We start from the raw sequence: 25,268 nt of genomic DNA, 5'->3' as shown, positions 1-25,268 counted from the left end.
TCTGAAACGGTGCGACGCAAATTTCAATCAGTTTTAAGAGCAGACGAACAATGGAACAGCAGAAAAGATATATCAGCGTACTGGATATCGGTACGTCTAAAGTCCTCGCACTGATCGGGGAAGTTCAAGATGACGACAAAATCAACATCGTCGGTTTGGGGCAGGCTCCTTCACGGGGCTTGCGCGCGGGCATGGTAACCAATATCGATGCCACCGTCCAAGCCATCAGGCAGGCGGTCAATGATGCCGAGCTGATGGCGGATACCAAAATTACCCACGTTACCACAGGTATCGCAGGCAACCACATCCGCAGCCTCAATTCGCAAGGTGTGGTTAAAATCAAAGACGGGGAAGTAACGCAGGCAGACATCGACCGCGCCATTGAAACGGCAAAGGCAATCAATATCCCGCCCGATCAAAAAATTCTCGATGCCGTGGTTCAAGATTACATTATCGACACCCAACTTGGCGTGAGGGAGCCCATCGGTATGAGCGGTGTGCGTCTGGATACGCGGGTGCACATCATTACCGGTGCAAGTACGGCAGTGCAGAATGTCCAAAAATGTATCGAGCGGTGCGGCTTGAAAAGCGATCAAATCATGCTTCAGCCGTTGGCAAGTGGGCAGGCGGTGCTGACTGAAGATGAAAAAGACCTCGGCGTATGCGTCATCGACATTGGTGGCGGAACGACCGATATTGCCGTTTATATGAACGGCGCCATCCGCCATACGTCCGTCATTCCGGCCGGTGGTAATCTGATTACCAAAGATTTGTCCAAATCGTTGAGAACACCTCTCGATGCCGCCGAGTACATTAAAATCCATTATGGCGTGGCATCATGCGATACGGAAGGCTTGGGTGAGATGATTGAAGTTCCGGGCGTGGGTGACCGGACATCGCGTCAGGTTTCCAGTAAGGTTTTGACAGCAATCATCAGCGCACGCATTCAGGAGATTTTTGGCGTAGTGCTGGGCGAGCTGCAAAAATCGGGTTTCCCCAAGGAAGTGCTGAATGCGGGTATCGTTCTGACCGGCGGTGTGTCCATGATGACCGGGATTGTGGAATTTGCCGAAAAAATCTTCGATCTGCCTGTACGCACCGGTGCGCCCCAAGAAATGGGCGGTTTGTCCGACCGTGTCCGCACACCGCGTTTTTCTACCGCTATCGGGCTGCTTCATGCAGCACGCAAGCTGGAAGGAAACTTGCCGCAGCCGGAAAACGGTGCAGTGCAAGAGAGGGAAGAGGGCGGCGGTTTGTTGGCAAGATTGAAGCGGTGGATTGAAAACAACCTCTGAACAGGTGGATTGCCGTTTGACAGGTGAGAAGTATTTTGCCAGCAGCAAGATACTTCTTATATAATAAATAATAATTTATTTAAACCGTCCTCTGAACGGGGCGAGCAGGAGTTTTTGAATGGAATTTGTTTACGACGTGGCAGAATCGGCAGTCAGCCCTGCGGTAATTAAAGTAATCGGCTTGGGCGGCGGCGGTTGCAATGCAATCAACAACATGGTTGCCAACAATGTGCGCGGTGTGGAGTTTATCAGTGCCAATACGGATGCGCAGTCTCTGGCAAAAAACCATGCGGCGAAGAGAATCCAATTGGGTACGAATCTGACACGAGGTTTGGGTGCGGGCGCGAATCCCGATATCGGCCGTGCGGCAGCCCAGGAAGACCGGGAGGCCATTGAAGAAGCCATTCGCGGTGCGAATATGCTGTTTATCACGACCGGTATGGGCGGCGGTACCGGCACCGGTTCCGCGCCGGTTGTTGCTGAGATTGCCAAGTCTTTGGGCATTCTGACCGTTGCCGTAGTTACCCGTCCGTTTTCTTATGAAGGCAAACGCGTCCATGTGGCACAAGCAGGGTTGGAACAGTTGAAAGAACACGTCGATTCGCTGATCATCATCCCGAACGACAAACTGATGACCGCATTGGGTGAAGACGTAACAATGCGTGAAGCCTTCCGCGCCGCCGACAATGTATTGCGCGATGCGGTTGCCGGCATTTCCGAAGTCGTTACCTGTCCGAGCGAAATCATCAACCTCGACTTTGCCGACGTGAAAACCGTGATGAGCAATCGCGGTATCGCTATGATGGGTTCGGGTTATGCCCAAGGTATCGACCGTGCGCGTATGGCGACCGACCAGGCCATTTCCAGTCCGCTGCTGGACGATGTAACTTTGGATGGTGCGCGCGGTGTGCTGGTCAATATTACGACTGCTCCGGGTTGCCTGAAAATGTCCGAGTTGTCTGAAGTCATGAAAATCGTCAACCAAAGCGCGCATCCCGATTTGGAATGCAAATTCGGTGCTGCTGAAGACGAGACCATGAGCGAAGATGCCATCCGGATTACCATTATCGCTACCGGTCTGAAAGAAAAAGGCGCGGTCGATCCTGCTCCGGCAAGGGAGGTAGAACCGGTTGCCCCGTCCAAGCAGGAGCAAAGCCACAATGTCGAAGGTATGATCCGCACCAATCGCGGTATCCGCACCATGAATCTGACAGCAGCGGATTTCGACAATCAGTCCGTACTTGACGACTTTGAAATCCCTGCGATTTTGCGCCGTCAGTACAATTCAGACAAATAATGCTCCGTGTGCCGTAAACCCATTGCCTCCCGAACCGGTTTGTCCGGTTTGGGAGGTATGTTTTTCAAGATGTTGCAATTCCGTACGGTTTGCGGTCGGCGGATTCAGATTTTTCCACTTGATACAGACTTTCAGATATGGACACTTCAAAACAAACACTGTTGGACAGGATTTTCAATCTTCGGGCAAACGGTACAACGGTCCGTACCGAATTGATGGCGGGTTTGACAACTTTTTTGACGATGTGCTACATCGTTATCGTCAATCCGTTGATTTTGGGCGAGACCGGCATGGATATGGGGGCGGTATTCGTCGCCACCTGTATCGCGTCTGCCATCGGCTGTTTTGTTATGGGTTTTGTCGGCAACTATCCGATTGCACTCGCACCGGGAATGGGGCTGAATGCCTATTTCACTTTCGCTGTGGTTAAAGGCATGGGTGTGCCTTGGCAGGTGGCTTTGGGGGCGGTGTTCATCTCCGGTCTGATTTTCATCCTGTTCAGCTTTTTTAAAGTCAGGGAAATGCTGGTCAACGCACTGCCTATGGGTTTGAAAATGTCGATTGCTGCCGGTATCGGTTTGTTCTTGGCACTGATTTCCCTGAAAGGCGCAGGCATTATCGTGGCAAATCCGGCAACCTTGGTCGGTTTGGGCGATATTCATCAGCCCAGCGCACTGTTGGCGTTGTTCGGTTTTGCTATGGTGGTCGTATTGGGGCATTTCCGCGTTCAAGGCGCAATCATCATCACCATTCTGACGATTACCGTCATTGCCAGCCTGATGGGTTTGAACGAGTTTCACGGCGTGGTCGGCGAAGTGCCGAGCATTGCGCCGACCTTTATGCAGATGGATTTTAAAGGCCTGTTTACCGTCAGCATGGTCAGTGTGATTTTCGTCTTCTTCTTGGTCGATCTGTTTGACAGTACCGGAACGCTGGTCGGCATATCCCACCGTGCCGGACTGCTGGTGGACGGTAAGCTGCCCCGCCTGAAACGCGCACTGCTTGCAGACTCTACCGCCATTGTGGCGGGTGCGGCTTTGGGTACTTCTTCAACCACGCCTTATGTGGAAAGCGCGGCGGGCGTATCGGCAGGCGGACGGACCGGTCTGACGGCGGTTACCGTCGGCGTATTGATGCTGGCGTGTCTGATGTTCTCCCCATTGGCGAAAAGTGTTCCCGCTTTTGCTACCGCGCCCGCCCTGCTTTACGTCGGCACGCAGATGCTCCGCAGCGCGAGGGACATCGATTGGGACGATATGACTGAAGCCGCGCCTGCATTCCTGACCATTGTCTTCATGCCGTTTACCTATTCGATTGCAGACGGCATCGCCTTCGGCTTCATCAGCTATGCCGTGGTCAAACTTTTGTGCCGCCGCACCAAAGACGTGCCGCCTATGGTATGGATTGTTGCCGTATTGTGGGCATTGAAATTCTGGTATTTGGGCTGATGGTTGGAAGCATCAAATGCCGTCTGAAATTTTCAGACGGCATTTTGTTTGGATTTTGGGCGTACAATAAACTGCCAACGGTATCCACAACAGGTTTCAGGTTGCCTGAATTTCTCTAATAAATAAAACACTTATTCTATCAACCGTTAATGTAACCAAACAATTATCAAGATAAGAGTAGTTTATTAAATACTCATCTTCTTCAAATTGTATATTTTGTAGGGTTAGATGATTATTTTTTAATTCTGCCGTTATTTCATACTTGAAACTATCATCTATTTTTCTAAATCCAATATTTGAAGTTGATTTATCCAGTATGTAATCATTAAAGATTTCATAGGATAATTCCACTTCATAAAATTGATTTTCAAATATTTTGAATGGGCAGTATGATATAAAACAATGTAGTTCATAACCATTTATTTCAATCAATACTGCCTCTTCAATGGTGTTATCTAACTTTTTGATTTTACATTTATATAACATTTTATCTTGCCTTTGGATAAATTGTTTTGTTTTTTGGATTGTTATTCAAAGTTCTCCAAAAGTCTTTTCCTGATTTTGTATGTATCGTGGTAATACTACCATTTTCATTGGTTCCAACAAAAATAAATTTAGATTGACCTTTGGAATCAGTACCCAACGGAAAACATGACGATAAGGACACAAACTATGGCACAATTTTTCGCTGTTCATCCCGACAACCCCCAAGAACGCCTCATCAAGCAGGCGGTCGAAATCGTCAATAAAGGCGGCGTGGTGGTTTATCCGACTGATTCGTGTTACGCCTTGGGCTGCAAACTCGGCGATAAGGCGGCGATGGAACGCATACTCTCCATCCGCAAAATCGATCAGAAACACCATTTGACACTGGTCTGTGCCGATTTGAGCGAGTTGGGTACATATGCCAAAGTCGACAACGTACAGTTTCGTCAGCTTAAAGCCGCTACACCCGGGCCTTATACTTTTATTTTACAGGCGACGAAGGATGTGCCGGCGCGCACCCTGCACCCGAAACGCAAAACCATCGGGCTGCGTATTCCCGATAATGCCGTTGCACAAGCCCTGCTGGGGGAATTGGGCGGGCCGCTTTTAAGCTGCACCCTGATGCTGCCCGAAGACGGCGAGCCGCTGACCGACCCTTATGAAATCCGCGACCGTTTGGAACACGCCGTCGATTTGGTGATTGACGGCGGCTGGTGCGGAACCGATCCGACTACCGTCATCGACATGACCGACGGTACGGAACTGGTGCGCCAAGGTTGCGGCGATACGGCGGTGTTCGGTTTGTAGGGAAACCGATGCCGTCTGAAACATAAACCGTCCGAACGTATCGGGTGTTTTGCCGTTTACGGAAGTTCGAAATGCCGCCGCACATTTTGTTTCAGGCGGATTGTCTGTTCGGAACATCAAACAAAATGCCGTCTGAAACCCGTGTTTTCGGATTTCAGACGGCATTGCCTTGTTTATCTGCATTAATGGCGGAAGTGGCGCACGCCGGTTACGACCATGGCGATGCCGTGTTCGTCCGCTGCGTCGAAGACTTCTTGGTCGCGCATGGAGCCTGCGGGATGGATGATGGCTTTGATGCCCTGCTCGGCAATGACATCTACGCCGTCGCGGAATGGGAAGAAGGCATCGGAAGCGGCACATGCGCCGTTTAAGTCTAAGCCTGCGTCCTGCGCTTTGCGGGCGGCGATGCGGGTGCTGTCCACGCGGCTCATTTGGCCTGCGCCGATGCCGTAGGTTTGGCCGCCTTTGCCGAAGACGATGGCGTTGGATTTGACGTATTTTGCGACGTTCCAGACAAACAGCAAATCGTTCCATTCCTGCTCGGTCGGTTGGCGTTTGGAAACGACTTTCAAATCGGCGCGGCTGATGCGGTGGATGTCGGGTGTTTGTACCAACAGTCCGCCGCCGACGCGTTTGAGTTCAAAGCGGTTCGCGCCTGCTTCGAGCGGCACTTCCAATACGCGCACGTTTTTCTTGGCGGTGGCGATTTCGAGGGCTTCGGCGGTGAACTTCGGCGCCATCAAGACTTCCATAAACTGGTTGTCGGTAATCTGTTTCACGGTTTCGCCGTCCACTTCGCGGTTGAAGGCGATGATGCCGCCGAACGCGCTGGTGGTGTCGGTGGCGTAGGCGAGTTTGTAGGCGGTCAAGGTATCGGCTGCAACGGCGACGCCGCACGGATTGGCGTGTTTCACGATCACGCAGGCGGGCGCGTCGAAGGATTTGACGGCTTCCCACGCGGCATCGGCATCGGCAATGTTGTTGTAGGACAATTCTTTGCCTTGGAGCTGTTTGTAGGCGGAAAGGCTGCCTGCGGCAGGGTAAATATCGCGGTAGAACGCGGCGCGTTGGTGCGGATTCTCGCCGTAGCGCATGTCTTGCACTTTAATCCAGCTTTGGTTGAACTGGCTTGGGAATTCGCCGATTTGGGGCTGGCCGCTCAAGACGTCGTCTGAAAGCGAGGTCAGGTAGTTGGAAATCATGCCGTCGTATTGGGCGGTATGGCTGAATGCTTTGCGTGAGAGGTTGAAGCGGGTTTTGTCGCTCAATGCGCCGTTGTTGGCTTCGAGTTCGGCGGCGATGGCCGGGAAATCGGCTGTGTCGGTAACGATGGCGACGTGTTTCCAGTTTTTCGCGGCAGAGCGCACCATGGTCGGGCCGCCGATGTCGATGTTTTCAATCGCGTCTTCCAGCGTGCAGCCGGGCTTAGCGATGGTGGCGGCGAAGGGGTAGAGGTTGACGCACACAAGGTCGATGTTGCCGATGCCGTGTTCTTCCATCTTGGCAACGTGTTCGTCCAAATCGCGACGGCCGAGAATACCGCCGTGGATTTTCGGATGCAGGGTTTTCACGCGGCCGTCGAGCATTTCGGGAAAACCGGTGTAGTCGGCGACTTCGATAACGGGAACGCCTGCATCAGCCAAGAGCTTTGCTGTACCGCCGGTAGAAAGGATTTCAACACCGAGCTTGGTCAGGGTTTGGGCAAATTCGACTGCGCCTGTCTTGTCGGACAGGCTGATCAGGGCGCGTTTGATGACGGACATTGGGGCTTCCTTTTCTGACAGTTGGATGGGGAAAGGGGAACTTTTTCGGGGCGGTATTATCCGCTATTTTCAGTTTTTTGGCAGTAGGTTTTTGCAGATATTGTTGACAATTTACAAAGAAATGCCGTCTGAAAACCGTTCAGACGGCATTTGTCGGCATTCATTTGAAGCCCATTTTTCCCGATGTTCCCAATGCCCCCGCCATGCCAATGCACAAAGGCAGCAGCAGGGACAGCGGCGCGTAGGTCAGTTCCAATACGAACACAATGGCGGTCAGCGGCATTTTGAGCGATACGCCGAGAAACACCGCCGCTCCGACGACTGCCGCGCTTTCAGACGGCATTTCGAGGAAGACGCTGTTCCACGCGGCTGCGGCTGCAAAAGAAATGGTGCTGCCGAGCATCATCGACGGCGTAATCAGTCCGCCGTATGCGCCTGCCGCCAGCGCCATCAAAACGACCGCCCATTTGACGGCGGTCAACTCAAGGCTGTATTGCCAACCGGTCAAGCCGCCAAAGGTCAGTTGATTGCCTGCTTTGCCGTTGCCCAAAACTTCGGGAAACCAAACGGCAACCGCGCCGACGAGCGCAAACATACAGACGGCCAAGGGAATGATTTTGATGTTGTCGCGCTTGATAAAGGGGAATTTTTGGGCGGTGCGCCGGAAAAAGACGGCGGTTGCGCCCAGTATCGGGCCGATGACGACGGAAAACCAAAATAATGATGTGTTGATGGAAAGGTTGGCGGGATGATATTGCTGCACGTCGCCTAAGCCGATGCGCGCGACGGCGGTGGCGATGACGGAAGTCAGCAATGCGGCGGCAACCGCCTGTTGCGTCCACACGCCCAACATCGCTTCGAGGATAAACAGCGTGGAGGCGAGCGGCACGTTATATACCGCCGCCAAACCCGCACCCGAAGCGCAAGCAATCAGCAGCCGCATTTCGTCTTCATCCAAACCCAACCGCCTGCCGCCGACAAAAGCAAACGCGGCGGTCATTTCGCGCGGCGCGACTTCCCGTCCGAGCGGCGAACCGAGTCCGACCGTTATGATTTGCAGCAGAACATGGAAAACCGTCGTCAGAAACGGTAGCCCCTGCAAAGGCTGCTTCAATGCCGCCTTGATTCCGATGAGTGGTTTGCCGAAACGTTTGAGCAGCCACCAGCCGACTCCTGCGACCGCGCCGCACAGCGTCAGCACGGCAACGCGCCGCATACCGGAAGCCTGTGCCACACCTTCGCGGAACGAAGTGTACGCACCGTCCGCGCCATAACCGTATGCTGTATGTTGTATGAAGTGCATCAGTTCCGTCAGCACAATGCCGACCAGACCGCCGATAACGCCCGCTGCTGCCAGGGCAAACCAAAGTTTTCTGCATCCCACTGTCGTTCCTGCCGTTCAAATGCCGTCTGAAAACCTTTCAGACGGCATCCGTTTCCTATCCGCCTATCCGAACAGGCCGCGTACACGCTCCAAACCGCCGAAGTTGATACAGGCATCGGCGGCGGCCCGCGCTTTCGGTTTGGCGCGGTAAGCCACGCCTATGCCCGCTTCTTTGAGCATCGGAATATCGTTCGCACCGTCGCCCATCGCCAACACCTGATGCGGCTGCAATCCGAGGCGGCTGCGGTATTCGCGCAATAAATCCACCTTTGCCTGCGCGTCGATGATTCTGCCTTTCAGGCGGCCGGTCAGCCTGCCGTTTTCAATTTCCAAAACATTGGCGTGTTGGTATTCGAAACCGAGCCGTTGTTGCAGACGTTCGGTAAAAAACGTGAACCCGCCCGACACCAGCAGGAATTTGACATCGTGCCTTTTGCATTCGTCCAACAAAAATTCCGCACCGGGCGAGAGCTTCAAAACGTTTTCATAAACGTCCGCCAAAATCTGTTCGTCCAATCCGGTCAACAGAGCGACGCGGCTGCGCAACGACTGCTCGAAATCGAGTTCGCCGCGCATCGAACGCTCGGTAATTTCCGCTACTTTGTCTTTTAAACCCACGCCTGCCGCAATTTCATCGACGCATTCGATGGTAATCAGCGTCGAATCCATATCGCTGACAATCAAACCGAGTTCGCCGAAATCCATATCCGGCAACACGGCGTAATCGATTTGACGGCTGCCAAGCAACGCCGCGTCCGCCCCGCTTAAAGGAAACCCTTCTTCAACGATAAAACGCATACGTTTTTCATCGGCGTAATCAGGTTCGGGCAGGCGTGAGGGGAAGTCGGAAGGCAGGGCTTCGGCGGAGGGAAATTGGAGGACGAGGGCTTGCGGCATAACGGCGGCTCAAAAAATGCGGATTATATAGTGAAACGGCAAAGAATGTTACGGCGGGCGGGACTGCAATCGGAAAATGACTTCAAACGCAAACGGCAGTATGTGCCGGACAACACGGGAAAATGCCGCAACTATTGCCAGCCTGATGAAAATTCGTTATAAGGGGATTATCTAAAATATATTAACATTTGAAGTGAATCAGCTTTAAACCGGTACGGCGTTGCTCCGCCCTGCCCCGATTTAAATTTAACCCACGATACATATAAACAACCCGAAAAAGGATTCAGAGATGAAAATCGGTATCCCACGCGAGTCATTATCCGGCGAAACCCGCGTCGCCTGCACGCCCGCCACCGTCGCCCTGCTGGGCAAACTGGGCTTTGAAACCGTTGTCGAAAGCGGCGCAGGTTTGGCGGCAAGTTTGGACGATGCCGCTTACCAAACGGCAGGCGCAACCGTTGCCGACAAAGCGGCGGTTTGGGCCTGCCCTTTAATTTATAAAGTCAACGCGCCGTCCGAAGGCGAGCTGCCGCTGCTCAAAGAAGGGCAAACCATTGTCAGCTTCCTGTGGCCACGCCAAAACGAGGCTTTGGTGGAAGCCTTGCGCGCCAAGAAAGTGAACGCGCTGGCGATGGACATGGTGCCCCGTATTTCCCGCGCGCAGGCTTTGGACGCTTTGTCTTCGATGGCAAACATCAGCGGCTACCGCGCCGTGATTGAAGCAGCCAATGCCTTCGGCCGTTTCTTCACCGGTCAAATTACTGCCGCAGGCAAAGTGCCGCCCGCGCAGGTTTTGGTGATTGGTGCAGGTGTGGCGGGTTTGGCGGCAATCGGTACGGCAAACTCGCTCGGCGCAGTGGTGCGCGCGTTCGATACCCGCTTGGAAGTGGCGGAACAAATCGAATCGATGGGCGGTAAGTTTTTGAAACTCGACTTCCCGCAAGAATCGGGCGGCAGCGGCGACGGCTATGCCAAAGTGATGAGCGACGAATTTATCGCCGCCGAGATGAAACTCTTTGCCGAGCAGGCGAAAGAAGTGGACATCATCATCACCACCGCCGCCATTCCGGGCAAACCCGCGCCCAAGCTGATTACCAAAGAAATGGTGGAAAGCATGAAATCCGGCTCCGTCATCGTTGATTTGGCGGCGGCGACGGGCGGCAACTGCGAACTCACCCGACCGGGCGAATTGTCCGTAACCGACAACGGCGTGAAAATCATCGGCTACACCGACATGGCAAACCGCCTTGCCGGACAGTCTTCCCAGCTTTACGCCACCAACTTGGTCAACCTGACCAAGCTGTTAAGCCCGAACAAAGACGGCGAAATCACGCTGGACTTCGAAGACGTGATTATCCGCAACATGACCGTTACCCGCGACGGCGAAATCACCTTCCCGCCTCCTCCGATTCAAGTTTCCGCCCAGCCGCAGCAAACGCCGTCTGAAAAAGCCATGCCTGCCGCCAAGCCCGAGCCGAAACCCGTTCCCCTGTGGAAAAAACTCGCGCCCGCCGTTATCGCCGCCGTATTGGTGCTGTGGGTCGGCGCGGTCGCACCCGCAGCATTCCTGAACCACTTTATCGTGTTCGTCCTCGCCTGCGTCATCGGCTACTATGTCGTTTGGAACGTCAGCCACTCGCTGCACACCCCGCTGATGTCGGTAACCAACGCCATCTCCGGCATCATCGTCGTCGGCGCGCTGCTGCAAATCGGTCAGGGCAACGGCTTCGTTTCGCTGCTGTCGTTTGTTGCCATCCTGATTGCCAGCATCAACATCTTCGGCGGCTTCTTCGTAACGCGCCGGATGTTGAATATGTTTAAGAAAGGGTAAGCCATGACTTTTGCCTATTGGTGCATCCTGATTGCCTGCCTATTGCCGCTTTTTTGTGCGGCGTATGCCAAAAAAGCGGGCGGATTCCGGTTTAAAGACAACCACAATCCTCGCGGTTTTCTGGCGCACACGCAAGGCGCAGCCGCCCGTGCCCACGCCGCGCAGCAAAACGGTTTTGAAGCCTTTGCACCGTTTGCCACCGCCGTTCTGACGGCACACGCAACCGGCAATGCCGGACAAGCAACCGTCAATACGCTTGCCGGTCTGTTCATCCTGTTCCGTCTCGCCTTTATCTATTGCTACATCGCAGACAAAGCAGCATTGCGCTCGCTGATGTGGGCGGGCGGATTTGTCTGCACCGTCGGGCTGTTTGTCGCGGCTGCTTGAAACAGATGCCGTCTGAAAACACGAACGTCAATTTTTCAGACGGCATCGGAAACAAATTATCGAAAATCGGAGAATTTCTATGTCTTCAGGACTCGTAACAGCGGCGTATATCGTTGCCGCAATTTTATTCATCTTCTCACTGGCGGGGCTGTCCAAGCAGGAAACCGCTAAACAGGGCTGTTATTCCGGTATCGCCGGCATGGCGGTCGCCCTCTTCGTAACGGTCTTTTCCGACAATACCCATGGACTGGGATGGATTATCATCGCCATGCTCATCGGTGCGGCAATCGGCATCTACAAAGCCAAAAAAGTAGAAATGACCGAAATGCCCGAACTGATTGCACTTCTGCACAGCTTCGTCGGCTTGGCAGCCGTTTTGGTCGGTTTCAACAGCTATATCGAGCCGGGCAACGTTTCCCCTGATATGCACACCATCCACCTGGTCGAAGTCTATTTGGGCATTTTCATCGGCGCGGTAACCTTTACCGGCTCACTGGTTGCATTCGGCAAACTCAACGGCAAAATCAGCAGCAGCCCGCTGCAACTGCCCGCCAAACACAAGCTCAACGCACTGGCACTTGCCGTATCGTTTGTGTTGCTGCTCGTATTTGTCGGCATTGACGGCAGCGGCTTCATCCTACTGATAATGACTCTGATTGCCCTCGCATTCGGCTGGCACTTGGTTGCCTCCATCGGCGGCGCAGATATGCCCGTGGTCGTGTCCATGCTGAACTCCTACTCCGGCTGGGCGGCAGCAGCGGCAGGCTTTATGCTCTCCAACGACCTGCTCATCGTTACCGGCGCGCTGGTCGGCTCAAGCGGCGCGATTCTGTCCTACATTATGTGCAAAGCCATGAACCGGTCGTTTGTCTCGGTAATCGCCGGCGGTTTCGGCAGCGACAGCGGCACATCATCTTCCGGCAGCCAAGAGATAGGTGAATACCGAGAAGTCAAAGCTGCCGATGTTGCCGAAATGCTGAAAGGCGCAAACAGTGTCATCATCACCCCGGGCTACGGTATGGCAGTCGCACAGGCGCAATACCCTGTTGCCGAAATTACCGAGCTTTTGCGTAAAAACGGCACAGAAGTACGCTTCGGCATCCACCCCGTCGCCGGCCGCCTGCCCGGTCATATGAACGTACTGCTCGCCGAAGCCAAAGTCCCCTACGACATCGTTTTGGAAATGGACGAAATCAACGACGACTTCCCCGAAACCGATGTGGTCTTGGTCATCGGCGCGAACGACACCGTCAACCCCGCCGCCCAAACCGACCCGAACAGCCCGATTGCGGGTATGCCGGTTTTGGAAGTGTGGAAGGCAAAAGAAGTCGTCGTCTTCAAACGCTCGATGAACACCGGCTACGCAGGCGTACAAAACCCGCTGTTCTTCAACGAAAACAGCGTGATGTGTTTCGGCGACGCGAAGAAAACCGTGGATGACATTCTGTCCGAACTGAAAAAATAATCCGCATGGCGCAATGCCGTCTGAAACCCGGGAACACGGGTTTCAGACGGCATTTTGCGCTATTTTGCGAAGGTAGGAATGGTGGTGGAGAGATTTCTGTTTTTTTAATAGGCTGTATTTTAATATATTGTTGATAGGCGTATTTGGTTTCAATATATTCAACAGGATAGGTTTCTTCCTAACCGAAAAAATAATTGTTTTTTCCCTTGTAAATAATTGAAATCAACAGATTACTAAAACACAACCTTTTAATAACACCGTAACTTTGAAATTCGTTATTCCCGCAAAAACAGAAAATCAAAAACAGAAACCTGAAATCCCGTTATTCCCGCGTAGGCGGTAAGGACGGTTTAAAAGTTACCCAAAATCTCAAAAAAACTGAAACCGAACAAATCGGATTCCCACTTTCGCGGAAATGACGGGATTTTAGGATGAAGATGGTGGGAGTTGGTGGGCTGAAGCCTGCCCTGTGCAACTGCTTTCGTGTGAATGACGATATGGGTATTTTCTGTTTTCATCCGCGATAAATGCCGTCTGAAGCCTGTTTGGGGTTTCAGACGGCATCGGGCTTTTTGTGTATTTGCCACAAAACGGATTGGTATTTGCTTGCGGCAAGATGAAAAAAGTGCGGGATGTTTTGGGAAACAAATGCCGTCTGAAGGGCCTTCAGACGGCATTTTTTGCGCCGTGCCGTTTAACGCGCCAGTGGTTCGGTGCGTTTGATCAGCCACGCTTTTGCCGCGCCTTCGGTCAGCGGTTCGAGGCGGCGGCGGACTTCGGCGTGGTAGCGGTTGACCCACTCGATTTCGCCGTCGGTCATCAGGGCGGTGTCCATCAGGCGTGTATCGATAGGGCAGAGGGTCAGGGTTTCAAAACAGAGGAAGCTGCCGAACTCGGTTTCCTGCGGGTTGGCAACGACTTGGTTGGCGGCGAGGTTTTCAATGCGGATGCCCCATTTTCCCGGACGGTAGAGGCCGGGTTCGATGGAGGTTACCATCCCTTTTTTCATCGCGGTTTCGGGCGTGGCGGGGGCGGCGAAGGCGATGCGCTGCGGGCCTTCGTGGACGTTGAGGAAATAGCCCACGCCGTGGCCGGTGCCGTGTCCGTAGTCGCACTGCGCCTGCCACAGAGGTTTGCGACAAATCGCGTCTATCAGTGGTGAGGGGATGTTTTCGGGGAACACGGCTTCGGCAAGTGCGATATGAGCTTTGAGGACGAGCGTGTTGTCGCGTTTTTGTTCGGCGGTCGGCGTGCCGACGGGGACGACGCGGGTGATGTCGGTCGTGCCGCCTTTGTATTGCGCGCCGGAGTCGATGAGCAGGAGTCCGTCGCCCTCAATGATGCTGTGGCTTTCCGGTGTCGCACTGTAATGCGGCAGGGCGCCGTTGGCGTTGAAGCCCGCGATGGTGTCGAAACTCAATGAAATGAAGCCCGGTCGCACGCTGCGGTGGCGGTAAAGCATGGTGTCCACGTCGATTTCGGTCAGGCTGCCGCCCTTGCCGATGATGTCTTCAAACTCGGCGAAGAAACCGCACAACGCTGCGCCGTCGTGTTCCATCGCTTCGCGGATGTGGGCGATGTCGGCTTCCGATTTGCAGGATTTGAACAGCGTGGACGGGTTGATTCCCTCGATAAGGCGCACGCTTTCGGGCAGGCGCACAAGCGTGCTGACGGCAGTTTTGTTCGGCTCGATGAGCAGTGCGCCGCCGATTTGCGCGAGTTTGTCGGCAACTTGGGCATAAGGTTCGACCGTGATACCTGCGGTTTGCAACGCGGCGGCGGCTTCGGCGTTCAGACGGCATCGGTCGGTAAACAGGACGGCATTGTCTTTGCCAATCAGCAGGAAGGACACGAAAACAGGGTTGAAAGGCACGTCGCTGCCGCGCAGGTTGGTCAGCCAAGCGATGTCGTCAAGCGAGGAAACCAAGTGGTAATCCGCGCCTTTTTCCGCCATAACTGCGCGCACGCGGGCGAGTTTCTTGGCGGCGGTTTCGGAGACGTAGGCGGGGTCGTGGATGAACACAGTTTCGGCGGGGATAGTGGGACGGCTTGTCCACACTTGGTCAAGCAGGTCGTCGGGGTGTTCGATGCGGATGTTTTTGGCGGCGAGTGATTGCGCCAAAGTGCGTTTGCTGGTGAGCGACACCATATCGGAAGGGATGCCGACGGCGGCGTTTTCGGGCAGGTTTGCCGCGAGCCATTCGTTGTACGGCGGCACTTGACCGCTTTTTTGCAGCTCAATGCCGCTGCCCGCAAGCTGTTTGGCGGCTTGTTCCCAATAGCGGCTGTCCACCCATACGCCCGCTTCATCGGCGGTAACGACGAATGTGCCGACTGAGCCGGTAAAGCCTGACAATTCGCGCCGCGCCTGCCAATGCTCGGGCAGGTATTCGGACAGGTGGGGGTCGGCGGAAGGGATGACGAGTGCGTCCAAGCCTTGCGCCTTCATGGCTTCGCGCAATGCGGACAGGTAATTCGATACGGTATTCATGAACGGATTCTCCAGAGAAAGTGTAAGGTTTCAGACGGCATGGCGGCGTACCGGCTGGGGAAACGTAACCATCTTATCAAATCGTTTGCCGACTGCAAAACGCGTTCAGGAATTTGAAAGTATATTTTGTACGGTAAAAAGCGATGCAAGGCTATTTGTTGTAAACTTTCAGGCATAAAATGCCATATTGCATGTTTTTCTGAAAATAATTGGGAAAAATCAGGAATATTAGGGTGTAAAGTTTCAATAAGCCAGTTTGGTGTGTATTTAGATTACGTTAAAATACACATTTTTATATCAGCAATACGGAAAAATCATGTCCGAACAACATATTTCGACTTGGAAAAGTAAAATCAATGCATTGGGGCCGGGTATTATGATGGCATCGGCGGCAGTCGGCGGTTCGCACCTGATTGCCTCCACACAGGCAGGTGCGCTTTACGGCTGGCAGCTCGCGTTGATTATCGTTCTGACCAACCTCTTCAAATACCCGTTTTTCCGCTTCAGCGCGCATTACACGCTGGATACGGGTAAAAGCCTGATTGAAGGTTATGCGGAGAAAAGCCGCGTTTATCTTTGGGTATTCCTGATTTTGTGTATCGCCTCCGCCACCATCAACGCGGGCGCGGTCGCCATTGTAACCGCCGCCATCGTTAAAATGGCGATTCCCTCGCTGACACTGGGTATCGGCGCAATCTCCGCGCTGATTATGGCATCCTGCCTGATTATCCTGGCGAGCGGACGCTACAAGGCTTTGGACAATGTTTCCAAAATCATCATCGTCAGCCTGACGGTTGCCACGGTTGCCGCCGCCGGTATCGCCATGTCGCGCGGTATGCAGATGAAACCCGATTTTATCGAGCCGACACCGTGGACGCTTGCCGGTTTGGGCTTCCTGATCGCGCTGATGGGCTGGATGCCTGCGCCGATTGAAATTTCCGCCATCAATTCTTTGTGGGTTACGGAGAAACAGCACCTCCAACCTTCCTCTTATCATGACGGGATTTTTGATTTCAACGTCGGTTACATCACCAGTGCCGTGCTTGCCGTCGTCTTCCTTGCCCTGGGTGCGTACGTGCAATACGGTAACGGTGAAGAAGTGCAGATGGCAGGCGGCAAATATATCGGACAACTGATCAATATGTATGCGGTAACCATCGGCGACTGGTCGCGTCCGCTGGTGGCGTTTATTGCTTTTGCCTGCATGTACGGTACGACGATTACCGTTGTGGACGGTTATGCACGCGCCATTGCAGAACCTGTGCGCCTGCTGCGCGGCAGTGAGAAAACCGGCAACGCCGAACTCTTTGCTTGGAATATTTGGGTGGCGGGCAGCGGTTTGGCGGTGATTTTCTGGTTTGACGGCGTAATGGCGAATCTGCTCAAATTTGCCATGATTGCCGCCTTTGTGTCCGCCCCCGTGTTCGCCTGGCTCAACTACCGCCTGGTCAAAGGAGACAAACGGCACAGGCTTACCGCCGGTATGAACGCCCTTGCCATTGTCGGCTTGCTCTACCTGACCGGATTTGCCGTTTTGTTCCTGTTGAACCTTAGCGGACTTTTGGCATAGGTTTCAAAATCTGAATGCCGTCTGTAATATTTTCAGACGGCATTGCCCTTTCCTAGAAAAAAACACCGACATCGCGTAAAATATGCGCAAATTTTGTGATTCAATCAGGTCGTCTGAAACAGATTGCGCCTGATTTATTTTTTCGGAAAATACCATGAGCGAACAAAACCATCCGCAAACCGAGCCGCAGTTGGACGAAAACCAAATCATCGCCCTGCGCCGCGAAAAACTGCACAACATCCGCCAACAGCGCAACGCCTACCCTAACGATTTCAAACGCGACAGCTTTGCCGCCGATTTGCACGCCCAATACGGCGAAATCAGCAAAGAAGAACTCGACCCGCAAGGCATTCCCGTCAAAATTGCCGGACGCATGATGCTCAAACGGCAAATGGGCAAGGCGAGCTTTGCCACTATTCAAGACGTGTCCGGGCAAATCCAGCTTTATCTGAACAACAAAGGCGTGAGCCAGGAAATTTTGGACGACTTCAACCATTGGGATTTGGGCGACATCGTCGGCGCGGAAGGCACTTTGTTCAAAACCAACCACGGCGAACTGACCGTGCGCGTGTCCAACATCCGCCTGCTGTCCAAATCCCTGCGCCCTCTGCCGGACAAACACAAAGGCTTGAGCGATCAGGAAACCAAATACCGCCAACGCTACGTCGATTTGATTGCCAACGGAGAATCGCGCAATACCTTTATCAAACGCAGCCAAATCATCCAATCCGTGCGTAATTTTATGGTGGGCGAGCATTATCTCGAAGTCGAAACCCCGATGATGCACCCGATTCCCGGCGGCGCGACGGCGAAACCGTTCGTGACCCACCACAATGCCTTGGACATTCCGCTCTACCTGCGCATCGCGCCCGAACTGTATCTGAAACGCTTGGTGGTCGGCGGTTTGGAGCGCGTGTTTGAAATCAACCGCAGCTTCCGCAACGAAGGCATGTCCGTGCGCCACAACCCCGAATTTACGATGATTGAATTTTACGAAGCCTTCTCCGACTACGAACGTATGATGCAGATGGCGGAAGACATCATCCGCAACGCATCGCGCACGGTAAACGGCACGGCAAACATCACTTACAACGGCAAAGAAGTCGATTTGGAAAGCCCGTTCGAGCGTCTGACCATCCTTGAAGCCATCAAAAAATACAATCCGCACTATACCGACGAGCAGTTGAACGATGCGGAATGGCTGAAAAAAGAAATCGTCAAACACGGCGAAAGCCTGCCGTCGTCCCCGGGCATCGGCAGCCTGCAACTCGCCCTGTTTGAAGGTTGCGCCGAGGGCAAGCTGTGGAACCCGACCTTTATTGTCGATTACCCGGTCGAAGTTTCCCCGTTGGCGCGCGCTTCGGATACGAAACAAGGTCTGACCGAGCGTTTCGAATTGTTCGTTGTCGGCCGCGAGCTGGCAAACGGCTATTCCGAGTTGAACGACCCCGAAGACCAAGCCGAACGCTTCAAAGCGCAAGTGGCGCAAAAAGACGCGGGCGACGACGAAGCGATGCACTACGATGCCGACTACATCCGCGCGATGGAATTCGGTCTGCCACCGACAGGCGGTTGCGGTATCGGCATCGACCGCCTGGTAATGCTGCTGACCGATTCGCAAACCATCCGCGACGTGATTTTGTTCCCGCAGATGCGTCCTGAGTAATCATAAAAACAGTTGAAATAGAAATGCCGTCTGAACCCGATTGGATTCAGACGGCATTTTGTATGGCGGTACGGATTTATTCGCTTTCCAACTGACCGACCCATTCTGACAAGGCAGTCAGGCGTTGTTCGGATTTCGCCACGAACGGGTTTTCGGTATCCCACGCGTAGCCTGCCAAAATCGAAGAAAGCATACGGCTGATTTCCGGGCTGCGGTCGGGCGCGTACACGACGTTTTGGAAGCGGAAATCATACCAACCGTCCACATAGGTGCGGAATGTGTCCACGCCGATCATCAAGGGTTCGGCAAATTCGGTTTGCCAATCGGCAGCTTCTCCTTTGAGTTGTTTTGCCAACAGATCGGCAGCCAGTTTGGCGGAGTGCAGCGCGATGGTTACGCCCGACGAGAACACGGGGTCGAGGAACTCGGCGGCATTGCCCAATAGCGCGAAATGCCTGCCGTGCAGCGATTTGACGTTGGCGGAATAGCCTTGGATGGAGCGGAACGGAAAATCGTTTTCCCAAACGGCTTTGTCCAAAATTTCGTTCAGCATCGGGCATTCGTAAACAAATTCTTTCAACACGGTTTCCGATTCGCCGGCAAGTTTGTCGGGCGTGCCGACCACGCCGATGGAACAGCGGTTGTCGCCGAAGGGAATCAGCCAAATCCACACGTCGCGGTGTTGCGGATGGGTGGTAATCAGGATTTTGTTGCGGTCGAATTTCGGGTGGGTGATGTTGTCGTCGATATGGGTGAAATGCGCTTGGCGTGGCGGCAGGTGCGAGGGCGTTTCCAAATCCAGCAGGCGCGGCAGCACGCGTCCGTAGCCGCTTGCGTCCAAGACGAATTTCGCGGTCAGTTCATAGCTCTCGCCCGTGTCGGTTTCCACGCTCAAACGGGCAACGCCGCCGCTGTTGTCGAACGCGGTTACGCCGTGCCCGAAACGTACTTCAACGCCTTGTTTGGCGGCTTCGCCAATCAGGATTTTATCGAACACGGCGCGGCGGACTTGATAAGTCGTGCCGGGGCCGTCTGAAAATTTATCGGTGAAATCGAATTCGGTATAACGGCTGCCCCACGAAAACGCCGCGCCGTTTTTCAACTGAAAGCAGGGCTCAGCGCGCACGGCATCGGCAAATCCGGCTTCTTCCAGCATTTCCATACAGTGCGGCAGCAGGCTTTCGCCGATGACGAAGCGCGGAAAGTGCTGTTTTTCCAACACGCAGACTTGATAACCTTTTTTGCGGAGCAGGGCGGATGCGACCGAGCCTGCCGGACCTGCGCCGATTACGGCGACATCGAATTGGGTGGACATTGGGAAATCCTGATGGTTTGAGTGGAAAAGGAAATGATATTGTACAGGCAGCAAATGCCGTCTGAAACTGTTTGCGGAAGAAATTTATCTGGTGCGGGTGGTCGCTCCCAATGCGTCAGTCCGGTTTGAAAAATGCCGTCTGAAACGGAAATGTTCAGACGGCATTTGATTTTTAGGGCTATTTTACGCCGTAACGCGGTTGGAGCAGGGCGCACGGCTGGTGTTCCCGGCGGCTGCGGCGGCTGCGTCCGGCAATTTTTCCGCAAGCCGCGCCCGCATCGTTTGCCGTGGTTTCCGGTCGGGTATTTTTTTCGCGCTGAGCCCTAGCGGATTCGTAGCGGTTGCGCTGTTTCGGTTCGCTTGTTTCGGTTTTTTCCGGTTTTGAGCCTTCCTGTTCCCACCATCGGGGCTCGAAGCCTTCGATGCGTTCGATGAGCAGCTTGTTGCCGGTCAATTCTTTGATGGCCTCAAACATTTTCTGTTCGGATTCGTCCATCAGGGAAATCGCCACGCCGTCCGCACCGGCGCGCCCCGTGCGCCCGATGCGGTGGACGTAGTCTTCGGGCTGGGTGGGCATTTCGTAATTGATGACGAAGGGCAGTTCGGCAATATCCAGGCCGCGTGCGGCGATATCGGTTGCGACAAGTACGCGCAGGCTGCCGTCTTTGAAGGCGTTGAGTGTTTCGAGCCTACTTTGTTGGGAACGGTCGCCGTGTATCGCCTGTGCGGACAGGTTGCGGCGCACCAGTTCGCGCGTTACGCGGTCGACGCTTTGTTTGGTTTTGCAGAACACGATGACCTGATTCATATGCAGATCGACAATCAGCCGTTCGAGCAGGTTGCGCTTCTGAATGGTATCGACCGCGATGATGTGTTGTTCGACGTTGGCGTTGGTGGTGTTTTGGGCGGCAACCTCGACGGTTTCGGGCGCGTTCATGAAGTCTTGCGCCAGTTTGCGTATCGGGGCGGAGAAGGTGGCGGAAAAGAGCAGGGTTTGGCGTTGGCGGGGCAGCATCTGCATGATTTTGCGGATGTCGTCGATAAACCCCATATCCAACATGCGGTCTGCTTCGTCCAGAACGACGATTTCGACTTTGTTTAAACTGATGTTTTTCTGTTTCACATGGTCGAGCAGCCGTCCGACGGTAGCGACGACGATTTCGCAGCCGGCACGCAGGTCGGCGGTTTGTTTGTCCATGTTGACACCGCCGAAGAGGACGGTATGCCGCAGCGGCAGGTTTTTAATGTAGCCCTGCACGTTTTGGTCGATTTGGTCGGCGAGTTCGCGCGTCGGGGTCAACACGAGCATACGCACGGGGTGCATCGCGGGCGAGGTGCTGGCGGTGGCGTAGCGTTTGAGGCGTTCGAGCGAGGGCAGCATAAAGGCTGCGGTTTTGCCCGTGCCGGTTTGGGCGGCGGCTAGTAAATCATGACCGGCGAGTGCTTTGGGAATGGCGGCGGCTTGGATGGGCGTCGGGTTTTCGTAACCTTGCGCGGTCAGTGCGGAAACGAGTTCCGTACCCAAGCCTAAAGAGGAAAATGGATTACTCATGATTGTAGTCTTTCTTTCAGACCTTATGCCGTCTGAAGCGGGAAACTGATAGGATGGGGAAAGTAAACTGCCCGCCTGTGAGTGGCGGGGCAGGGAATCTGTGTGCGGATTATGCCATAAAACGGTGCCCGCCCCAATCGCGGGCGCGTCCGGAGATTGGAAATCCTGCTTAAAAAATGTACAATGGCGCACTTTTTTGAAACGCGGGCCCATTATGCACATCGGAGGCTATTTTATCGACAACCCCATCGCACTTGCGCCGATGGCGGGCATTACCGACAAACCCTTCCGCCGCCTCTGCCGCGATTTCGGCGCGGGTTGGGCGGTGTGCGAAATGCTGACCAGCGACCCGACGCTCAGGAATACCAGAAAAACCCTGCACCGCAGCGATTTTGCCGATGAAGGCGGCATCGTTGCCGTGCAGATTGCCGGCAGCGATCCGCAGCAGATGGCGGATGCCGCGCGTTATAACGTCAGCCTTGGAGCGCAGGTCATCGACATCAATATGGGCTGTCCCGCTAAAAAAGTCTGCAACGTCCAAGCCGGTAGCGCGCTGATGCAGGACGAGCCGCTGGTTGCCGCCATTTTGGAAGCGGTGGTCAAGGCGGCGGGCGTTCCCGTTACCCTCAAAACCCGTTTGGGTTGGCACGACGACCACAAAAACCTGCCCGCTATCGCCAAAATCGCCGAAGATTGCGGCATCGCCGCCCTTGCCGTCCACGGACGCACTCGCACGCAAATGTACAAAGGCGAAGCGGCTTACGACCTGATTGCCGAAACTAAATGCCGTCTGAACATCCCGGTCTGGGTCAACGGCGACATTACTTCGCCGCAAAAAGCCGCCGCCGTCCTCAAACAAACCGCCGCAGACGGCATTATGATAGGGCGCGGTGCGCAAGGCAGACCGTGGTTCTTCCGTGATTTGAAACATTACGCCGAACACGGTGTTTTGCCGCCTGCTTTGAGTTTGGCAGAATGTACCGCCACTATTTTGAACCACATCCGAGCCATGCACGCGTTTTATGGTGAGACCGCCGGTGTGCGCATCGCACGCAAACACATAGGCTGGTACATCGGCGAGATGCCCGACGGCGAACAGGCGCGGCGTGAAATCAACCGCTTGGACAGTGCGGCGGCGCAATACGACATGCTTGCAGGTTATCTTGAAAGACTTGCCGAAAAAACCGACCGTTGGGCGTGTGCCTACCGCCCAAATGCCTTCTGAACACTTGATTATCCTTTGAAAGTGCAATCATGCCCCATACCCTTCCCGATATTTCTCAATGTATCAGACAAAATTTAGAACAATATTTCAAAGACCTGAACGGTACCGAACCTTGCGGCGTGTACGATATGGTATTGCATCAGGTGGAAAAACCGCTGCTGGTGTGTGTGATGGAGCAATGCGGCGGTAATCAGTCCAAAGCCTCCGTCATGTTGGGGCTGAACCGCAATACCCTGCGTAAGAAGCTGATTCAACACGGTTTGTTGTGAATATGTCGGCAACCGTCCGTATCTTAGGCATTGACCCGGGCAGCCGCGTAACGGGTTTCGGCATCATCGATGTCAGGGGGCGCGATCATTTTTACGTCGCCTCCGGCTGCATCAAAACGCCTGCCGATGCGCCTCTGGCAGACAGGATTGCCGTCATCGTCCGGCACATCGGCGAAGTCGTTGCCGTTTACAAGCCGCAGCAGGCGGCGGTGGAACAGGTGTTCGTCAACGTCAATCCTGCATCGACGCTGATGCTCGGTCAGGCGCGGGGCGCGGCATTGGCGGCTTTGGTCAGCCATAAGCTGCCCGTTTCGGAATACACGGCCTTGCAGGTCAAACAGGCGGTAGTCGGCAAGGGTAAGGCGGCAAAAGAACAGGTGCAGCATATGGTGGTGCAGATGCTGGGGCTTTCGGGAACGCCGCAGGCGGATGCGGCGGACGGTCTTGCCGTCGCGCTGACCCACGCCTTACGCAACCACGGGCTTGCTGCCAAACTCAATCCTTCAGGGATGCAGGTCAAGCGCGGAAGGTTTCAATAGTTTCAGACGGCATTTGTATTTTGCCGTCTGAAAAGAAAATGTGTATCGAGATGAAATTTATATTTTTTGTACTGTATGTTTTGCAGTTTCTGCCGTTTGCGCTGCTGCACAAGATTGCCGACCTGACGGGTTTGCTTGCCTACCTTTTGGTCAAACCGCGCCGCCGTATCGGTGAAATCAATTTGGCAAAATGTTTTCCCGAATGGAGTGAGGAAAAGCGTAAAACCGTATTGAAGCAGCATTTCAGGCACATGGCGAAACTGATGCTCGAATACGGCTTATATTGGTACGCGCCTGCCAAACGCCTGAAATCGCTGGTGCGCTACCGCAATAAGCATTATTTGGACGACGCGCTGGCAGCGGGGGAAAAAGTCATCATCCTGTATCCGCACTTTACCGCGTTCGAGATGGCGGTGTACGCGCTTAATCAGGATGTCCCGCTGATCAGTATGTATTCCCATCAAAAAAACAAGATATTGGACGAACAGATTTTGAAAGGCCGAAACCGCTATCATAACGTCTTCCTCATCGGGCGCACCGAAGGGCTGCGCGCCCTCGTCAAACAGTTCCGCAAAAGCAGCGCGCCGTTTCTGTATCTGCCCGATCAGGATTTCGGACGCAATGATTCGGTTTTTGTGGATTTTTTCGGCATTCAGACAGCAACGATTACCGGCTTGAGCCGCATTGCCGCGCTTGCAAATGCAAAAGTGATACCCGCCATTCCCGTCAGGGAGGCGGACAATACGGTTACATTGCATTTCTACCCTGCTTGGGAATCCTTTCCGAGTGAAGATGCGCAGGCCGACGCGCAGCGCATGAACCGTTTTATCGAAGACAGGGTGCGCGAACATCCCGAGCAGTATTTTTGGCTGCACAAGCGTTTCAAAACCCGTCCGGAAGGCAGCCCCGATTTTTACTGACTACATAAAATTACAAAACAAATTAGGCGTTTCAAGTCGAAATTCCTGATTGTTTTTGGAAATTTGAAATCCGGGTCGTGCAAACAGGATTTGCCGGACGGTTTTAACGGTTCAGTTGTTTGTAAAAACAACGCTTTTTAAGATTGACAAAAAACCAAAATCAGGTTTTAGGGCTTATTCCGCGAACAAAGGGGGCGGATGCCGAAAACCCGGTTAACATATTAAAATTAAATTTGTTTAAAAACATAAGGTTGTAAACAAGTATCTCATATAAGCCTTTTTCATTAAACAGATATTCAGATATTTTGTGCCAAAAATTTATATAATATTTAAATTAATATCAAGTTATAAAAATATATAGAATTTTATTTTGTTTATTTATAATTTTAAGCAATAATCTAAATCAGGCATTTTGATTCCCCTGTTTTAAAAAATACTTGGCAAGGTGTGAAAAAAGGCGTACATTCCGCTACACAGAATTACAGACGCAGCGGAGCAATGCCGTCTGAAAGGATTTTCCGGTCAGTCTCGCGATTGGTCGGAGTTTCATCGGAAACGGTGAAACGAAAGTTTGCCGGCGTAGAGTTGAGCTACGCGGGTAAAGCCGCAGGCGAAAGCCTGTATTGTTTGTGAAGCGTAAATCTCTGATTTGAGGTATTGG

General features: G+C 53.6%; 22 protein-coding genes. 14 read left to right on the top strand and 8 right to left on the bottom strand.

Annotated features, from left to right (window positions below):
- The first annotated feature begins 50 nt into the window (after positions 1–50).
- The 3 genes from ftsA (at position 51) to Q3O06_RS00630 (ending at position 4,040) form a co-directional block, all read left to right on the top strand.
- Positions 51–1,295, top strand: coding sequence for a cell division protein FtsA (gene ftsA / locus Q3O06_RS00640; RefSeq protein ID WP_301817031.1), 1,245 nt, complete (start codon positions 51–53; stop codon positions 1,293–1,295).
- Positions 1,296–1,413: 118 nt separating this feature from the next.
- Positions 1,414–2,592 (top strand): cell division protein FtsZ, encoded by a 1,179-nt coding sequence (gene ftsZ, locus Q3O06_RS00635; protein ID WP_107819919.1) that lies wholly within the window; start codon positions 1,414–1,416, stop codon positions 2,590–2,592.
- 137 nt (positions 2,593–2,729) lie between these two features.
- Positions 2,730–4,040, top strand: a complete 1,311-nt coding sequence (locus Q3O06_RS00630) for an NCS2 family permease (RefSeq protein ID WP_301817030.1) — start codon at positions 2,730–2,732, stop codon at positions 4,038–4,040.
- A 96-nt stretch (positions 4,041–4,136) separates the two neighbouring features.
- Here the strand turns inward: Q3O06_RS00630 and Q3O06_RS00625 are convergent, their stop codons facing one another.
- Entirely contained in the window at positions 4,137–4,526 is a 390-nt protein-coding gene (locus Q3O06_RS00625) for a UCP019853 family protein (RefSeq protein WP_301817029.1), read from the bottom strand.
- A gap of 186 nt (positions 4,527–4,712) precedes the next feature.
- On the opposite strand from Q3O06_RS00625, the gene Q3O06_RS00620 reads away from it, so the two are divergent.
- Positions 4,713–5,333: an L-threonylcarbamoyladenylate synthase gene (locus Q3O06_RS00620; protein WP_301817028.1), complete on the top strand. Its 621-nt coding sequence runs from the start codon at positions 4,713–4,715 to the stop codon at positions 5,331–5,333.
- Positions 5,334–5,515: 182 nt separating this feature from the next.
- Here the strand turns inward: Q3O06_RS00620 and purH are convergent, their stop codons facing one another.
- The 3 genes from purH to serB form a co-directional block, all read right to left on the bottom strand.
- Positions 5,516–7,096: a bifunctional phosphoribosylaminoimidazolecarboxamide formyltransferase/IMP cyclohydrolase gene (gene purH / locus Q3O06_RS00615; RefSeq protein ID WP_301817027.1), complete on the bottom strand. Its 1,581-nt coding sequence runs from the start codon at positions 7,094–7,096 to the stop codon at positions 5,516–5,518.
- Positions 7,097–7,256: 160 nt separating this feature from the next.
- The gene (locus Q3O06_RS00610) at positions 7,257–8,480 is read right to left on the bottom strand and encodes a chloride channel protein (RefSeq protein ID WP_301817026.1); all 1,224 of its coding nucleotides are present in this window, start codon (positions 8,478–8,480) and stop codon (positions 7,257–7,259) included.
- 63 nt (positions 8,481–8,543) lie between these two features.
- Positions 8,544–9,377, bottom strand: a complete 834-nt coding sequence (serB, locus tag Q3O06_RS00605) for a phosphoserine phosphatase SerB (RefSeq protein ID WP_301817025.1) — start codon at positions 9,375–9,377, stop codon at positions 8,544–8,546.
- Positions 9,378–9,666: 289 nt separating this feature from the next.
- Here serB and Q3O06_RS00600 point away from each other — a divergent pair, with 289 nt between their 5' ends.
- The 3 genes from Q3O06_RS00600 (at position 9,667) to pntB (ending at position 13,060) form a co-directional block, all read left to right on the top strand.
- Entirely contained in the window at positions 9,667–11,208 is a 1,542-nt protein-coding gene (locus tag Q3O06_RS00600; RefSeq protein WP_301817023.1) for a Re/Si-specific NAD(P)(+) transhydrogenase subunit alpha, read from the top strand.
- A gap of 3 nt (positions 11,209–11,211) precedes the next feature.
- Positions 11,212–11,595: an MAPEG family protein gene (locus Q3O06_RS00595; RefSeq protein WP_301817022.1), complete on the top strand. Its 384-nt coding sequence runs from the start codon at positions 11,212–11,214 to the stop codon at positions 11,593–11,595.
- A 79-nt stretch (positions 11,596–11,674) separates the two neighbouring features.
- Positions 11,675–13,060 (top strand): Re/Si-specific NAD(P)(+) transhydrogenase subunit beta, encoded by a 1,386-nt coding sequence (gene pntB, locus Q3O06_RS00590; RefSeq protein WP_127254470.1) that lies wholly within the window; start codon positions 11,675–11,677, stop codon positions 13,058–13,060.
- Positions 13,061–13,410: 350 nt separating this feature from the next.
- On the opposite strand, the gene Q3O06_RS00585 is transcribed toward pntB, so the two are convergent.
- Positions 13,411–13,737, bottom strand: a complete 327-nt coding sequence (locus Q3O06_RS00585) for a hypothetical protein (RefSeq protein WP_301817016.1) — start codon at positions 13,735–13,737, stop codon at positions 13,411–13,413.
- 17 nt (positions 13,738–13,754) lie between these two features.
- Entirely contained in the window at positions 13,755–15,551 is a 1,797-nt protein-coding gene (locus Q3O06_RS00580) for an aminopeptidase P family protein (RefSeq protein ID WP_301817014.1), read from the bottom strand.
- A gap of 316 nt (positions 15,552–15,867) precedes the next feature.
- On the opposite strand from Q3O06_RS00580, the gene Q3O06_RS00575 reads away from it, so the two are divergent.
- Both Q3O06_RS00575 and lysS read left to right on the top strand, forming a co-directional pair.
- Positions 15,868–17,121: an NRAMP family divalent metal transporter gene (locus tag Q3O06_RS00575; protein ID WP_301817012.1), complete on the top strand. Its 1,254-nt coding sequence runs from the start codon at positions 15,868–15,870 to the stop codon at positions 17,119–17,121.
- A 154-nt stretch (positions 17,122–17,275) separates the two neighbouring features.
- Positions 17,276–18,787, top strand: a complete 1,512-nt coding sequence (lysS, locus tag Q3O06_RS00570) for a lysine--tRNA ligase (RefSeq protein ID WP_301817010.1) — start codon at positions 17,276–17,278, stop codon at positions 18,785–18,787.
- A 76-nt stretch (positions 18,788–18,863) separates the two neighbouring features.
- Here the strand turns inward: lysS and Q3O06_RS00565 are convergent, their stop codons facing one another.
- Positions 18,864–20,102 (bottom strand): NAD(P)/FAD-dependent oxidoreductase, encoded by a 1,239-nt coding sequence (locus Q3O06_RS00565; RefSeq protein WP_301817008.1) that lies wholly within the window; start codon positions 20,100–20,102, stop codon positions 18,864–18,866.
- Positions 20,103–20,280: 178 nt separating this feature from the next.
- On the bottom strand, positions 20,281–21,654 hold the full coding sequence (locus tag Q3O06_RS00560) for a DEAD/DEAH box helicase (protein WP_301817006.1): 1,374 nt from the start codon (positions 21,652–21,654) through the stop codon (positions 20,281–20,283).
- A gap of 214 nt (positions 21,655–21,868) precedes the next feature.
- Here Q3O06_RS00560 and dusB point away from each other — a divergent pair, with 214 nt between their 5' ends.
- The 5 genes from dusB (at position 21,869) to Q3O06_RS00535 (ending at position 25,240) form a co-directional block, all read left to right on the top strand.
- Positions 21,869–22,879: a tRNA dihydrouridine synthase DusB gene (dusB, locus tag Q3O06_RS00555; protein WP_301817130.1), complete on the top strand. Its 1,011-nt coding sequence runs from the start codon at positions 21,869–21,871 to the stop codon at positions 22,877–22,879.
- 29 nt (positions 22,880–22,908) lie between these two features.
- On the top strand, positions 22,909–23,148 hold the full coding sequence (locus Q3O06_RS00550; RefSeq protein ID WP_002213092.1) for a Fis family transcriptional regulator: 240 nt from the start codon (positions 22,909–22,911) through the stop codon (positions 23,146–23,148).
- A 2-nt stretch (positions 23,149–23,150) separates the two neighbouring features.
- Positions 23,151–23,687, top strand: coding sequence for a crossover junction endodeoxyribonuclease RuvC (gene ruvC / locus Q3O06_RS00545; RefSeq protein WP_013448539.1), 537 nt, complete (start codon positions 23,151–23,153; stop codon positions 23,685–23,687).
- Between the two features lie 50 nt (positions 23,688–23,737).
- Positions 23,738–24,607 carry a lipid A biosynthesis lauroyl acyltransferase gene (locus Q3O06_RS00540; protein ID WP_301817129.1) on the top strand — a complete coding sequence of 290 codons (870 nt, stop codon included), beginning with the start codon at positions 23,738–23,740 and terminating at the stop codon, positions 24,605–24,607.
- A gap of 498 nt (positions 24,608–25,105) precedes the next feature.
- Positions 25,106–25,240, top strand: a complete 135-nt coding sequence (locus tag Q3O06_RS00535) for a hypothetical protein (RefSeq protein ID WP_301817003.1) — start codon at positions 25,106–25,108, stop codon at positions 25,238–25,240.
- The last annotated feature ends 28 nt before the right edge of the window (positions 25,241–25,268 follow it).

It is taken from the genome of Neisseria maigaei (assembly GCF_958267405.1).
Taxonomy (GTDB): domain Bacteria; phylum Pseudomonadota; class Gammaproteobacteria; order Burkholderiales; family Neisseriaceae; genus Neisseria; species Neisseria bergeri.
This window is presented reverse-complemented; position numbering and strand designations above follow the sequence as displayed.